The sequence below is a fragment of the Streptomyces sp. NBC_00483 genome, from assembly GCF_036013745.1.
Lineage (GTDB): Bacteria > Actinomycetota > Actinomycetes > Streptomycetales > Streptomycetaceae > Streptomyces.
Genome location: NZ_CP107880.1, coordinates 4,874,963 through 4,889,464, shown reverse-complemented (window position 1 = coordinate 4,889,464; position 14,502 = coordinate 4,874,963). Strand labels below are relative to the sequence as shown.

Below are 14,502 nucleotides of genomic sequence, written 5' to 3'. Positions count from 1 at the left end.
GGATGTACGAAATGAGGGGCCCCACGGGGCCCCTCATTTCGTGTGCCGGAAGGCGCTGGCCGGGGACGTCTAGAACGTGCCGAGCTTGATGATCGAGAGCAGTGCGATCAGTTGGATCGCCGACGCCGCGAGCGCCTTCGGCCAGGGGAGGTCGTGGGACTTGGAGACCATCGTGGTCAGCAGGGCGCCCGCCGCGACCCAGGTCGCCCAGCCGATGAGCTGGACGAACATCGCGTCGCCGCCGAGGAACATGCCGAAGAGCAGGCGCGGGGTGTCGGTGAGGGAGGCGATCAGCATGGACAGGCCGACCGTGGGCTGCCACGCGCCCTCGCCGCCGAGCTGGCGGGCCAGCGTGTGGGTGACCACGCCGAGCACGAAGAAGCTGAGCGTGATCGCGATGCCGGTCGTCAGGACGTAGGGGATCGCCGAGGACATCGTGGCGTTGATGACGTCCTCGCGGGCGCCGTCGAAGCCGAAGATCGCCAGGAGCCCGTAGAGGAACGTGACGAGCAGGGCCGGGCCCCACATCGCGTAGTCGCGCATCTGGAGATACGTCGGCGCGGGGCGCAGGATGATCCCGGACAGCAGCGGCTTCCAGTGCAGGCGGGGGCCGACCGGTCCGGCCGGGGCGGCCGCGCCCGCCTGGTAGGTGGAGCCCTGGCCGTACGCGTACGGGTCGTCGCCGGGGTTCACCGAGAACGCCTGGGTGTGACCGGGGTTGTTCGCCGCGTACGGGTCGTGGGTACGGGGCGCGTTCGGATCGCCGAAGTACTCCGGCTCGCCGTGCCCGCCGTTCGGCTGCGGCCACTGCTGCCGTTGTTGCTGCTGTTGCTGTTGCCCGTACCCGTGTTGCTGCTGCTGAGGGGGCCCGTACGGAGGGTGCCCCTGCGGCGCTTCGCGGTTGTCCCGGCCGCGTCCGTTCCTGAATCCAGCCACGTACTCGAACGTACCTGGTTTCCGTGAACGGAATGCCGGGCCCGGGGTTCGGGCCCGGCATTGCGGCTGAGCTGTGACATCCCGTAGGGGACCCCCGACGGGGACCCTTAGGGCCTGTCGTTTGGGTCAGGCCCTAGGGGCGCCGCGCAGGCAGGGTGCGTCAGTCGGCGAAGTTGGCGCCGAGCAGCGGGGTGCCGGAGCCGGAGATGCCGAGTGTCGAGACGTAGGTGCCGGCGGAGCCGGAAAGGGTGCCGTCGGCCTGGGAGTTCAGGGCGTAGACCGCGCCGTTGCCGCCGTTCTCGCCCAGGGCGCCCACGATCACGTCGCCGCGGCCGTCGTCGTTGAGGTCGTCGATGTGGACGTCGGAGCCGAAGTTGTCGTCCTTCTCATCGGAGTTGGGGACGCCCGGGGTGTTCTGGCTGTAGAGCTCGGCGCCCGCGCCGGTGATGCCGGAGCCGTCGGCCGCGCCGTACAGGACGGTGATCGCGCCGGCGTCCGCGACGCCGCCCAGGTTCTCGCCGACGGAGCCGACGACGAGGTCGAGGTGGCCGTCGCCGTTGATGTCGCCGAGGTCGAGCTCGCCGCCGAAGTCGTCGCCGGTCTCACCGCCGCCGGGGACGCCGGAGGTGTCCTGGTCGATGGTCTGGATCGCGGAGGCGACCGGGCCGTTCGCGGAGCCGTGGGCGATCTTGACGGCGCCGCCCAGCTGGGCGCCGGGGACGCCGGAGTCGGTGTCCCACTCCAGGCCGATGACGACGTCGCCGTAGCCGTCGCTGTCGACGTCACCGACGTCCGTGATCACGCCGGCGGGCAGCTTGACGGCGTCGGCGCCGGTTCTGAAGCCGCTGCCGCCCGGCAGGTAGTAGTTGGCGTTCCAGCCCATGTCGGAGTCGGCCTCGTACCCGTTGACGAGCAAGTCGTCCAGGCCGTCGCCGTTGACGTCGCCGGTGTGCAGGTTGTGGACGCCGACGCCGTCGGAGCCGCTCTGCACGGGTGCGCTCAGGGTGGACCAGCTCTGGTCGCCGCCCATCGCGATCCGGTCCATGGTGGACGAGTTCGGTGTGGCCACGATGATGTCGTCCGTGCCGGCGCCGAAGTAGTCGCCGGCCGTCAGGCGGGCGCCGAAGGCGTCGTGCTTCGAGGGGCGCGGGTCGGTGAGCGTCTTGCCGCTCTTGCCGCCGGACAGACCGTTCGCGGAGCCCCACAGGATGGCCGCGGTGCCGCCGTCCTTGTCGGTGCCGACGTCCTCGCCGGGGGCGCCGACGACCAGGTCGTCGAAGCCGTCGCTGTTGAAGTCGCCGTAGGCGGTGGCGGAGCCGAACGCGTCGTTCGTCTCGGCCGTGCCGGGCACGCCGGTGGAGTTCTGGCTGATGGTGGTGTGCTTGCCGCCGCCGTACAGGACGCTGACCTGTCCGGCGCCGGAGTGCCCGCCCACGTACGCGAGCGGCGCGGACGTGGCGACGTCGGCCATGCCGTCGCCGTTGAAGTCGGCGTCGGAGGCGGCGACGCCGGGGGTGGCCGCGGTCGCGGTCCCCGCCGTGGCGACGAAGATCCCGCCGGTCAGGGCGGCCGCCGTGGCGGTGGCCATGGCGAGCCGGAGGCGGGCCGGGGACGGGGCGGGGTTACGTCTGTGCTTGGCCATTCGGTTGGCTCCTGCGGCAAGGGGGACGCCTGGCGGGCGTCCCGTCAACGGGGTGCCGTTCGCGGGTCGTTGGCCGGGAATTACCCCGGCTGTGACCTTGCGGTCGGCTAACAGGAGACCGTTGGTGGGGCGGGAGGGTTGTACGTGGCGACTGAGTTTCTGCTGGACAGAAGCTAGTTGCTGAACTCTGTGGTGGAGAACGTGAGCTGTGGGGTGCCCGATACGAGCGTGGCGGCGGTGCGGTTTCCGGTCAGCACGGTCACCGTGTCCGTGGCGCCCGTGGTGCCCTTGGTGTGTTGCAGGGCGAGGTCGTCGCGGCCGTCCCCGTCGTAGTCCGCGACCGCGATCACGTGGCCCTTCGCCGGGGCCCTGCGGGGCTTGCCCGAACCGATGAGGTGGACGCCGTCCGAGGCGTCCGACACGGCCAGTTCGTCGCGGCCGTCGCCGTTCAGGTCCGCCGCGGCGAGCCGGTCGCCGGTGACCCGGACCGTGCGGGTGGCCCGGCCCCCGGGCGCGTACAGCTTGAGGCCGGCCTCGTCGAGGACCGCCGCCCCGAAGCGGCCGAAGACCGCGTCCGTGCCCGCCGGGTACGTGGCGCCCTTGGTGAAGCCGTTCGGGCCGCCGAGGGCGACGGCGGAGCGTGCCGTGCCGGTGTGGGCGCGGACCAGGACGTCGTCGGTGCCGTCGCCGTTCAGGTCGGCGGCGGGGCCCGTCGGCACGTTCCCGGAGGCCTGCGCGATGCCGGTGGTGCCGCGCGGGGCGCCGGCGCGGGTGAAGGGGCCCGGCAGCACGCTGAGCCGTCCCCCGCTGGCGTGCACGACCAGGTCGTTCCTGCCGTCGCCGTCGAAGTCCCCGCACACCGGCTGGTCCGGCCACTCGTTGCCGAACCTGGCCCGCGCGGGGATCTTCAGCGTGACGCCCTTGCCGGAGATCCCGGTGGGCGAGCCGAAGAGGATCTGGAGCGGTACCGGCGGCATGCCCTGACCGTCGTACGGCGGGTCCGTCGACACCACGAGGTCGGCGTAGCCGTCCCGGTCGAGGTCGCAGCTCGCCTCCGAAGCGAACGTGGCCGGGGCCTGCCCCTTGATCCGGGCCGCGTACTTCGCCGGGGTCAGCAACTGCCGGGTCCCGGCGACGAGTCCGTGGCCCTTCCTCCCGTAGACGACGCCGATGCCGGGGTCGTCGCCGAGCCCGTCGTGCGCGAGGTCGTCGAGGACGAGGTCGGGGGCGCCGTCACCGTTGAAGTCGCTCGGGAGCTTGCTGCCCTTGCCGCGCGGGACCGGCAGCGGCGCGCTCCGCTGCTGCTTGCCCGCCACGGTCGCGGGGCGGTGGGCGCCGCCGCCGTCGTGGCCGCCGCACCCCGTGAGCGCGGCGGCGAGCAGTGCGGCGCACAACACAGCCCCGCTGCCTCTTCGTACGCCGGCTCTTTGTATGTACCCGGGTATCAACAACGCCCCCGCCCCTCCCATGAGTTCACAACTTCCACATGATGGCAGGGGCAAGGACGGGAACGTCAGCGCAGGGACGTGCCGAACGCGATGCCCGCGCCGGGAAGGCCGAAGTCCGCGCCGTTGAACGAGGTCGCGCCCGTCGTCGTCGGGTACGGCGACGAGCCCTTCAGCACCGTGACGGCGCCCGCGTCCGCGGCCGAGCCGATGTCCTCGCCGGACGCGGCGACGGACAGGTCCGCGCGGCCGCCCCCGTTGATGTCCTTGAGGCGGACCGTGGAGCCGAAGTGGTCGCCGGTCTCGGCGACGCCCGGCACCCCGCTGGTCTCCTGGTGGTAGGCGCGGCCCTCGCCGATGTAGCGCGCGGAGCCCTTGAGGACGACGGCCGATCCGGTGCCCCGCACGCCGTCGACGGTCTCGCCGGGCGCGCCGACCGCGACGTCGTCGCAGCCGTCGCCGTCCACGTCACCGACGGAGACGGAGGCGCCGAAGCGGTCCTCGGCCTCCGTCGCGCCCGGGATGCCGTCGCTGTCCTGGGTGACCTTGTGCATGCCCTCCATCTCGTCGGTGAAGATGGTGGATCCGCCGGAGAACACCCAGACCGAGTTGTCGGCGGCCTGGCCGGTGACGAGGTCGGGGTAGCCGTCGCAGTTCACGTCGCCGGAGGCGGCGGCCTCGGTGGTGGATCCTGCGAACTGACCGTCGATCCGCCCGGAGTGGTAACCGATGTCGCCGGGACCGCCGTCGACCCACCCCGTGTAGGGGCTGCCGTCGGCGTTCTTGCCGTAGAGGACGTACGTGTACGTCTTCCCGACGCCCTTGCCGTGGAACTGGTCGGCGGTGAGGCCCTCCAGCGTCACGCCCTCGGGCACGAACTCGACCTCGGGCGCGTAGGCGTCCTCGGGGGCGTTGCTGTCCGAGTACCACCAGTACTTCTTGGCGCTGACGACGGCGAGCTGCGCGTGGTCGTCGCCGTCGAGGTCGACGAAGACGGCGCCCTCGCCGAAGCGTTCGTCGTCGGCGGAGGGCGCGTGGTAGACGGTGGCGCCCTTGGTGAAGCCGTTCGCGCCGCCCCACACCACGTTCAGCGAGCCGCTCGCCCAGTCGGTGACCCGCTCGCCGGGGGCGCCGACGATCAGGTCGGCGTACCCGTCGCCGTTGACGTCGCCGCTGGTGACGTTCTCCCCGAACTCGTCCTCCTTCTCGGTGGCCCCGGGCACGCCGGAGGTCTCCTGGGTGACGGTCACGGACTTGGCGCTGCCCACCCCGGAGGCCGAACCGAACGTCACCGTCACGGCGTTGGCCTTCGGCGTGCCGATGGCGAGGTCACGGTAGCCGTCGCCGTTGAAGTCGTCCTTCAGCGTGCTCGCCGCGGAGGCGGTCCCCGCGAGGGGGAGGGTGAGGCCGCCCGCGGTCAGGGCGGCCACCCCGGCGACCATGGCGATTTTCTTGAGGCGCACGTCAACTCCAGCGTTGGGTCGGGCAGTTGTTCTCGATGGTCCGCTGGTGTGACGGCTGGGGGCCGGTGAATGGTTGTACGGGACAGAACAAGTGAACGGGACGGAACAAGCGAAGAGGGCACCCCGTCGTGAACGGGGTGCCCTCTTCGGTCGTACGCAGGTGACTACTTCACCGGCTCAGATGGTTACTTCACCGGCTCGGGCTCCGGCGCGTCCTCGGTCTCCGCCTCGCCCGCCGGGTCGACCGGCGTCCTGACGGAGTCGAGCAGGAGCTGGGCCACGTCGACGACCGTGACGGACTCCTTGGCCTTGCCATCGTTCTTCTTGCCGTTGACCGAGTCGGTCAGCATGACGAGGCAGAACGGGCAGGCGGTGGAGACGATGTCCGGGTTCAGCGAAAGCGCTTCGTCAACACGCTCGTTGTTGATGCGCTTGCCGATCCGCTCCTCCATCCACATCCGCGCACCACCGGCGCCGCAGCAGAAGCCGCGTTCCTTGTGGCGGTGCATCTCTTCGTTGCGGATGCCCGGGACACTGGCGATGATCTCGCGCGGCGGGGAGTAGATCTTGTTGTGACGGCCCAGGTAGCACGGGTCGTGGTACGTGATGATGCCCTCGACCGGCGTGACCGGCGTCAGCTTGCCCTCGTCGACCAGGTGCTGGAGCAGCTGCGTGTGGTGGATCACCTCGTAATCCCCACCGATCTGCGGGTACTCCTTGCCGATCGTGTTGAGGCAGTGCGGGCAGGTCGCGACGATCTTCTTGGCCGTCCGGGGCTTCTTGGACTCCTCGGTGACCTTGCCGTCCTCGTCGTACTCCTCGCCGAAGGCCATGTTCAGCGACATGACGTTCTCCTGGCCGAGCTGCTGGAACAGCGGCTCGTTGCCGAGGCGGCGGGCGGAGTCACCGGTGCACTTCTCGTCGCCGCCCATGATCGCGAACTTGACGCCCGCGATGTTGAGCAGCTCGGCGAAGGCCTTGGTGGTCTTCTTCGCCCGGTCCTCCAGGGCGCCGGCGCAGCCGACCCAGTAGAGGTACTCGACCTCGGTGAGGTCCTCGATGTCCTTGCCGACGACCGGCACCTCGAAGTCGAGCTCCTTGAGCCACTCCAGGCGCTGCTTCTTCGCCAGGCCCCAGGGGTTGCCCTTCTTCTCCAGGTTCTTGAGCATCGTGCCCGCCTCGGACGGGAACGCGCTCTCGATCATCACCTGGTAGCGGCGCATGTCGACGATGTGGTCGACGTGCTCGATGTCGACCGGGCACTGCTCGACACAGGCGCCGCAGGTGGTGCAGGACCACAGGACGTCCGGGTCGATGACGCCGTTCTCTTCGTGCGTGCCGATCAGCGGGCGCTCGGCCTCCGCGAGGGCGGCGGCCGGCACGTTCGCCAGCTGCTCCTCGGTGGCCCGCTCGTTGCCCTCCATGTCCTTGCCGCCACCGGCGAGCAGGTAGGGGGCCTTGGCGTGCGCGTGGTCGCGCAGCGACATGATCAGCAGCTTCGGGGAGAGCGGCTTGCCCGTGTTCCAGGCGGGGCACTGCGACTGGCAGCGGCCGCACTCGGTGCAGGTGGAGAAGTCGAGCAGGCCCTTCCAGGAGAAGTGCTCGACCTGGGAGACGCCGTAGACGTCGTCCTCGCCCGGGTCCTCGAAGTCGATCGGCTCGCCCTTGGAGGTCATCGGCTGAAGCCCGCCGAGCGCGACGTCGCCGTCCGCCTCGCGCTTGAACCAGATGTTGGGGAAGGCCAGGAAGCGGTGCCAGGCGACACCCATGTCGGTCTTCAGGGCGACCGTGATCATCCAGATGAACGAGGTCGCGATCTTCACCATGGCGGTGAAGTACACGATGTTCTGCAGCGCGCCGAGGCTCAGCCCCTTGAAGGCCAGGACCAGCGGGTACGTGACGAAGAACGACGCCTCGTAGTGGTCGAGCCCGTGCATCGTCGCCTCAAGGGCGTGCAGCGCCAGGATGCAGACGCCGATGATCAGGATGACGGCCTCGACGAAGTACGCCTGGCCGAAGTTCGAGCCGGCGAAGCGGGACTTGCGGCCCGCCTTGTTCGGCTTCGACAGCTGGCGGATCACGATCAGCGTGAGGATGCCCAGCGACGTCATCAGGCCGATGAACTCGACGAAGATGTTGTACGGCGCCCACTCGCCGATGATCGGCAGCAGCCAGTCGGCCTGGAACAGCTGGCCGATGGCGTTCACGATCGTCAGGATGAGCGAGAAGAAGCCGACGGCGACGAACCAGTGCGCGAAGCCGACGATGCCCCACTTGTTCATGCGGGTGTGGCCGAGGAACTCCTTGACCACGGTGACGGTGCGCTGCACGGGTTCGTCGGTACGCGTCCCCGCGGGGACGTTCTGGCCGAGCCGCACGTAGCGGTAGATCTGCGCGATGGCTCGGACGAACAGAGCCACGCCGACGACGATCAGGGCCAGCGACACGATGATCGCGGCGAGTTGCATTTGGGGGCTCCTCGGGCCTGCGTTACTAAGCGGTAACTTAGGTTGTCCGTCTGAGACTACCCACTTACCTGTGCGCAATGTAGTCGCCAGGCTGGTGATCTGTGTCGCGCAGGTCCCCCTGTGCGGATCATTGCGGGCCCCCAAAGCGGATCGTGTTATTCACCCCATATTTGGACATTACGGAATAACTTATGGGGATGAGCGCACCGTTGACGACCGCACCCTCCATGACCGCACCTTTGACATACCTGGTCACCGGTGGCGCGGGCTTCGTCGGCTCGCACCTCACCGATGCGCTGCTTGCCGAAGGACACACCGTCGTCGTCCTCGACGACCTCTCCACGGGCGACCGCGCCAACCTCGCCGCCGCCTGGCCCAATTCCCGGCTCCGCTTCGTGCGCGGCTCGGCCCTCGACGCCCGGCTCGTCGCCGAACTCGCGGGCCGCTGCGATGCGGTGGTCCACCTGGCGACCGAGGGAGTTCGCCCCGTCGCCGAGGCCGCCCGGCAGCACGGCCGCAGCCTGCTCCTCGCCTCCACGGAGTCCGCGGGGGAGGCCCCCGACGGGGACGTGACCGTGGTCCATCTGTACGACACCGTCGGACCGCGCCAGTCGCCCGCGCGCGGCGCCGTCCTCCCGCGCCTCGCCGAACGGGCGGTCGCGGGCCTGCCGCTCACCATCCACGGCGACGGCACCCGGCGCCTGCGCTGCACCCACGTCGCCGACACCGTCGACGCGCTGCTGCGGCTGCTCGCCGAGCCCGCCGCGGCCGGCCGCGCCTTCGACGTCTGCGGCACGCAGGAGACGGCCGTCGCCGACCTGGCGGGCGTCATCGTCGAACGCTCCGGCTCCCCCTCCCCGCTCCGCTTCGTTCCCTGTGAGGCGGCGTACGAGGAGGTGGAGTCGCACCGTCCGGACGCCGGGCCGCTGCGGGAACTCACCGGATGGGAGCCCGCGTTGGGGCTGCTCGACATCGTGGACGCGGCCCTTGTCGACGCGGGCGGCGCGTTCGGTGTGGTCACGACCGCCGAGGCCAGGGTCTGACCATGAGGATCGCCGTCGTCCACGGTTTCGGCGCCCCGGGCGGCGAGGACGAGGCCGTCCTCGACCAGGTCGCCGCGCTCACCCGCGCAGGACACGAGGTGCGCCTCGTCGCGGCGAACGGCCGTGGCCGCGGCCCCCTCGCCACCCTGCGGGCGTTCGGCCCGGACGTCGTGCACGTCCACAACCTGTACCCCGCCTTCGGCCGCGCCTGGGTCACCGAGTGGACGGGCCCGGTGGTCGCCACCCTGCGGCACGGGCCCCACCGTGGCTCCCGGTTCGCCGCGCTGCAGTTCCCGTGGGCGCCGCGCGGCGGGCTGCGGCAGGATCCGCTGCTGCGGCGGGCCGACCGCCTCGTGGTCCTCTCGGAGGCGAGCCGGGACGCGTGCGCGCGCGCCGGGCTGCCCCGGGAACGCCTCGACGTGGTGCCCGACTTCGTACCCACGGTCGCGGAACCGGAGGTCGGGGCGGGCGGGGCGAGTGGGGTCGACGGGGGCAGCGGTGCAGACGGGGCCAATGGGTCTGGTGCCGCCTGGGTGTGCGTCGGGCCGCTCGCGCCGGAGCGGGGCGTGCTCGAACTGCTGCGCCGCTGGCCCGCGGGTGAGCGTCTCGATGTGATCGGGGCCGGGCCGCTGGAGGGGCGGTGCCGGGCGGCGGCGCCCGCGTCGGTGCGGATGTGCGGGGCCGTGGGGCGGGGGGAGCTCAGGCGGGCGCTTCCGGGATATCGGGGGATCGTGCTGCCGGGGCGGGGGACGCGCAGGGCGGTGCCGCTCGTGTACGCGGAGGCGCTCGCGGCGGGGCTGCCGGTGCTGGCCTTCGAGGGGGCCGGAGCGTCGGCGGTGCCGCGTGCCGTGCGGTCCGAGGGCACGGGTACGGTCACCACCCTGGACGCCCACCTTCCCGGCGCGCTCGACGTGGCCGCCAAGATCTTCCCGACGCTGCGGGAGCACTGCCGCGCGGTGTACGCGAAGCGGTACGGGGAAGGCGCCTGGACCGAGCGCACCGAGTGCCTCTACGCCTCGCTCGTAGCGTAATCATCGCCGTACGAGCTCACGACACTTCACAAAAGCCCAGGTCAGAGCTGTGTCTCCAGCGGTCTGCCGATAAGGGCAGGATAAAACTTGAGTGGGTGGGACTCAGGTCTGTTGACGCCGAGGGGGAGGGTGTTGCAGTCTTGAGCCAGTTCCACTCAAGTAGGTAGCTGGAGGAATCGAAATGGCACGTGCGGTCGGCATCGACCTGGGCACGACTAACTCCGTCGTCAGCGTTCTGGAGGGCGGTGAGCCCACCGTCATCGCGAACGCCGAGGGCGCCAGGACCACGCCGTCCGTCGTCGCTTTCGCGAAGAACGGCGAAGTGCTGGTCGGCGAGGTTGCGAAGCGCCAGGCGGTCACGAACGTGGACCGGACCATCCGCTCGGTGAAGCGCCACATGGGCACCGACTGGAAGATCGACCTGGACGGGAAGGACTTCAACCCGCAGCAGATCTCCGCGTTCATCCTGCAGAAGCTGAAGCGCGACGCGGAGTCCTACCTCGGCGAGAAGGTCACGGACGCGGTCATCACCGTCCCGGCCTACTTCAACGACTCCGAGCGACAGGCGACGAAGGAAGCCGGCGAGATCGCGGGCATGAACGTCCTGCGCATCGTCAACGAGCCGACGTCCGCGGCCCTGGCCTACGGCCTGGACAAGGACGACCAGACCATCCTGGTCTTCGACCTCGGTGGCGGCACCTTCGACGTCTCGCTCCTGGAGATCGGCGACGGCGTCGTCGAGGTGAAGGCCACGAACGGCGACAACCAGCTCGGCGGTGACGACTGGGACCAGCGCGTCGTCGACTACCTGGTCAAGCAGTTCAACAACGGCCACGGCGTGGACCTGGGCAAGGACAAGATGGCGCTTCAGCGCCTGCGCGAGGCCGCCGAGAAGGCGAAGATCGAGCTGTCCTCCTCCACGGAGACCACGATCAACCTGCCGTACATCACGGCGTCCGCCGAGGGCCCGCTGCACCTGGACGAGAAGCTCACGCGCGCCCAGTTCCAGCAGCTCACGTCGGACCTTCTGGAGCGCTGCAAGACGCCGTTCCACAACGTCATCAAGGACGCGGGCATCAACCTGTCCGAGATCGACCACGTCGTTCTCGTCGGTGGTTCGACCCGTATGCCGGCCGTCGCCGAGCTGGTCAAGGAACTGACCGCGGGCAACGAGGCCAACAAGGGCGTCAACCCGGACGAGGTCGTCGCCATCGGCGCCGCCCTGCAGGCCGGTGTCCTCAAGGGTGAGGTCAAGGACGTCCTGCTCCTCGACGTGACCCCGCTGTCCCTGGGTATTGAGACCAAGGGCGGCATCATGACCAAGCTGATCGAGCGCAACACGACGATCCCGACGAAGCGTTCGGAGATCTTCACGACGGCCGAGGACAACCAGCCGTCGGTGCAGATCCAGGTCTACCAGGGCGAGCGCGAGATCGCGGCGTACAACAAGAAGCTCGGTATGTTCGAGCTGACCGGTCTGCCGCCGGCCCCGCGTGGTGTCCCGCAGGTCGAGGTCGCCTTCGACATCGACGCCAACGGCATCATGCACGTCACGGCCAAGGACCTCGGCACGGGCAAGGAGCAGAAGATGACCGTCACCGGTGGCTCCTCGCTGCCGAAGGACGAGGTCAACCGGATGCGCGAAGAGGCCGAGAAGTACGCGGACGAGGACCACGCCCGCCGCGAGGCCGCCGAGTCCCGCAACCAGGGCGAGCAGCTCGTCTACCAGACGGAGAAGTTCCTCAAGGACAACGAGGAGAAGGTCCCCGGCGAGGTCAAGACCGAGGTCGAGGAAGCCCTCACCGAGCTGAAGGAAAAGCTCAAGGGCGAGGACTCGGCCGAGATCCGCACCGCCACCGAGAAGGTCGCCGCCGTCTCGCAGAAGCTGGGCCAGGCCATGTACGCCGACGCCCAGGGCGCGCAGGCCGCCGGTGACGCCCCGCAGGGTGACGCTCCTCAGGGTGACGCCAAGGCCGACGACGACGTCGTCGACGCCGAGATCGTCGACGAGGACAAGGACCGCAAGGACGGTGCCGCGTGACGGAGGAGACCCCGGGCTTCGAGGAGAACGAGAAGCCTGACGTCCCCTCCGGCGCCACCCCCGACGACGCCGAGCCGCAGGCCGCTCCCTCCGACACGGAGGGGGCGGCCCCGGCCGGGGACTCAGCTTCTGCTCAGGATGTTGCCCTGACGGCACAGCTGGACCAGGTGCGTACCGCGCTCAACGAGCGCACCGCGGACCTCCAGCGCCTGCAGGCCGAGTACCAGAACTACCGGCGCCGTGTGGAGCGGGACCGCGTCACGGTCAAGGAGATCGCCGTCGCGAACCTCCTGACCGAGCTGCTTCCCGTTCTCGACGACATCGGCCGTGCCCGTGAGCACGGCGAGCTCGTCGGCGGCTTCAAGTCGGTGGCCGAATCCACGGAGACGGTCGCCGCGAAGATGGGCCTTCAGCAGTTCGGCAAGGAGGGCGAGCCCTTCGACCCGACCGTGCACGAGGCCCTGATGCACTCCTACGCGCCGGACGTCACCGAGACGACCTGCGTGGCGATCCTGCAGCCGGGTTACCGGATCGGCGAGCGCACCATCCGCCCCGCGCGGGTGGCCGTGGCCGAGCCGCAGCCGGGTGCGCAGGGCAAGTCCGAGGACGCTGCCGAGTCGGCCGAGACCAAGGGCGACGAGAAGGACAACGGTGGCCCGGAAGAGGGCTGACGTCGTACGCGTACTGATTGATGTGAGTGAGGAGGGACGTCGAGGCCGATGAGCACCAAGGACTTCATCGAGAAGGACTACTACAAGGTCCTCGGCGTCCCGAAGGACGCCACCGACGCCGAGATCAAGAAGGCGTACCGCAAGCTCGCCCGCGAGAACCACCCCGACGCCAACAAGGGCAACGACAAGGCGGAGGAGCGCTTCAAGGAGATCTCCGAGGCGAACGACATCCTCGGTGACCCCAAGAAGCGCAAGGAGTACGACGAGGCGCGCGCCCTGTTCGGCAGCGGCGGGTTCCGTCCGGGACCCGGCGGTGCGGGGGCGGGCGGCTCGTTCAACTTCGACCTGGGCGACCTCTTCGGAGGCGGCGCCCAGGGCCAGGGCGGTCCGGGCGGCTTCGGCGGCGGCATCGGCGATGTGTTCGGTGGCCTGTTCAACCGGGGCGGCGCGGGTACGGGTACCCGTACTCAGCCGCGCCGTGGCCAGGACATCGAGTCCGAGGTGACGCTGAGCTTCACCGAGGCGGTGGACGGGGCCACGGTCCCGCTGCGCATGTCGTCCCAGGCTCCCTGCAAGGCGTGCTCCGGCACCGGCGACGCGAACGGCACACCGCGCGTGTGCCCGACCTGCGTCGGCACCGGACAGGTCTCGCGGGGCGGCGGTGGCGGCTTCTCCCTCACCGACCCGTGCGTGGACTGCAAGGGCCGCGGCCTGATCGCCGAGACGCCGTGCGATGCCTGCAAGGGCAGTGGGCGGGCCAAGTCCTCCCGCACCATGCAGGTCAGGATCCCCGCGGGGGTCTCGGACGGCCAGCGCATCCGGCTCCGCGGCAAGGGCGCTCCCGGTGAACGGGGCGGCCCCGGGGGCGATCTGTACGTCGTCGTGCACGTCGACGCGCACCCGGTCTTCGGCCGCAAGGGCGACAACCTCACCGTCACCGTCCCGGTGACGTTCACCGAGGCGACGCTCGGCGCCGAGGTCAAGGTGCCCACGCTCGGCGGCCCGCCGGTCACCCTGAAGCTGCCCCCGGGCACGCCGAACGGGCGGACGATGCGGGCCCGCGGCAAGGGCGCCGTCCGCAAGGACGGCACGCGCGGGGATCTGCTGGTGACGGTCGAGGTGGCCGTCCCCAAGGACCTTTCGGAGGACGCCCGCAGCGCCCTCGAGTCGTACCGCAAGGCGACTGAGGACACCGACGTGCGGGCAGAACTGTTCAAGGCCGCGAAGGGAGCGTGAATGTGATGGACGGGCAGCCCGGCCGTCGGCGCCACAACCCGTACGAACTGACCGACGAAACGCCGGTGTACGTCATTTCGGTGGCGGCACAGCTGTCCGGCCTGCATCCACAGACCCTGCGCCAGTACGACCGCCTCGGCCTGGTCTCGCCCGACCGCACGGCCGGGCGCGGCCGGCGCTACTCGGCCCGCGACATCGAACTGCTCCGTGCGGTGCAGCAGTTGTCGCAGGCAGAGGGCATCAACCTGGCCGGCATCAAGCGCATCATCGAGCTGGAGAACCAGGTCGCCGCGCTGCAGTCCCGCGTGGCCGAGCTCTCCTCGGCAGTGGAGAGCGCGGCCTCCGCGATCCAGCAGCGCGAGGCGGCGGTGCACGCCTCCTACCGGCGGGACCTGGTCCCGTACCAGGAGGTCCAGCAGACGAGCGCGCTGGTGGTGTGGCGGCCGAAGCGGTCGTCCGAGCAGTAGTCCGCACTCATGCGTGAAGGGCCCCGGAGGCGTTGTCACCGGGGCCCTTTCGTATGCCG

11 protein-coding genes are annotated in these 14,502 nt (G+C 70.2%); 6 read left to right on the top strand and 5 right to left on the bottom strand.

Annotated elements, in window-relative coordinates:
- Positions 1-69 precede the first annotated feature (69 nt).
- The 5 genes from OHA73_RS21765 to OHA73_RS21745 form a co-directional block, all read right to left on the bottom strand.
- Positions 70-936: a Yip1 family protein gene (locus tag OHA73_RS21765; RefSeq protein ID WP_327655905.1), complete on the bottom strand. Its 867-nt coding sequence runs from the start codon at positions 934-936 to the stop codon at positions 70-72.
- A 160-nt stretch (positions 937-1,096) separates the two neighbouring features.
- Complete coding sequence (locus OHA73_RS21760) at positions 1,097-2,578, bottom strand: FG-GAP repeat protein (RefSeq protein WP_327655904.1); 1,482 nt, start codon at positions 2,576-2,578, stop codon at positions 1,097-1,099.
- A gap of 173 nt (positions 2,579-2,751) precedes the next feature.
- The gene (locus OHA73_RS21755) at positions 2,752-3,975 is read right to left on the bottom strand and encodes an FG-GAP repeat domain-containing protein (RefSeq protein WP_327655903.1); all 1,224 of its coding nucleotides are present in this window, start codon (positions 3,973-3,975) and stop codon (positions 2,752-2,754) included.
- Positions 3,976-4,091: 116 nt separating this feature from the next.
- A complete protein-coding gene (locus OHA73_RS21750) occupies positions 4,092-5,486 on the bottom strand; it encodes an FG-GAP repeat protein (RefSeq protein ID WP_327655902.1) in 1,395 nt (464 codons plus the stop codon).
- A gap of 185 nt (positions 5,487-5,671) precedes the next feature.
- Positions 5,672-7,954, bottom strand: coding sequence for a (Fe-S)-binding protein (locus OHA73_RS21745; protein WP_327655901.1), 2,283 nt, complete (start codon positions 7,952-7,954; stop codon positions 5,672-5,674).
- A gap of 197 nt (positions 7,955-8,151) precedes the next feature.
- Here OHA73_RS21745 and OHA73_RS21740 point away from each other — a divergent pair, with 197 nt between their 5' ends.
- The 6 genes from OHA73_RS21740 (at position 8,152) to OHA73_RS21715 (ending at position 14,443) form a co-directional block, all read left to right on the top strand.
- Complete coding sequence (locus tag OHA73_RS21740) at positions 8,152-8,997, top strand: NAD-dependent epimerase/dehydratase family protein (protein ID WP_327655900.1); 846 nt, start codon at positions 8,152-8,154, stop codon at positions 8,995-8,997.
- Between the two features lie 2 nt (positions 8,998-8,999).
- Positions 9,000-10,028, top strand: a complete 1,029-nt coding sequence (locus OHA73_RS21735) for a glycosyltransferase family 4 protein (protein ID WP_327655899.1) — start codon at positions 9,000-9,002, stop codon at positions 10,026-10,028.
- 181 nt (positions 10,029-10,209) lie between these two features.
- The gene (dnaK, locus tag OHA73_RS21730) at positions 10,210-12,069 is read left to right on the top strand and encodes a molecular chaperone DnaK (RefSeq protein ID WP_266711717.1); all 1,860 of its coding nucleotides are present in this window, start codon (positions 10,210-10,212) and stop codon (positions 12,067-12,069) included.
- Positions 12,066-12,740: a nucleotide exchange factor GrpE gene (gene grpE, locus OHA73_RS21725; protein ID WP_327655898.1), complete on the top strand. Its 675-nt coding sequence runs from the start codon at positions 12,066-12,068 to the stop codon at positions 12,738-12,740. The genes dnaK and grpE overlap by 4 nt, the downstream gene beginning before the upstream one ends.
- Positions 12,741-12,788: 48 nt before the next feature.
- Positions 12,789-13,976: a molecular chaperone DnaJ gene (dnaJ, locus tag OHA73_RS21720; RefSeq protein WP_266711713.1), complete on the top strand. Its 1,188-nt coding sequence runs from the start codon at positions 12,789-12,791 to the stop codon at positions 13,974-13,976.
- Positions 13,977-13,981: 5 nt separating this feature from the next.
- Complete coding sequence (locus tag OHA73_RS21715) at positions 13,982-14,443, top strand: heat shock protein transcriptional repressor HspR (RefSeq protein WP_266711711.1); 462 nt, start codon at positions 13,982-13,984, stop codon at positions 14,441-14,443.
- Positions 14,444-14,502: the final 59 nt, after the last annotated feature.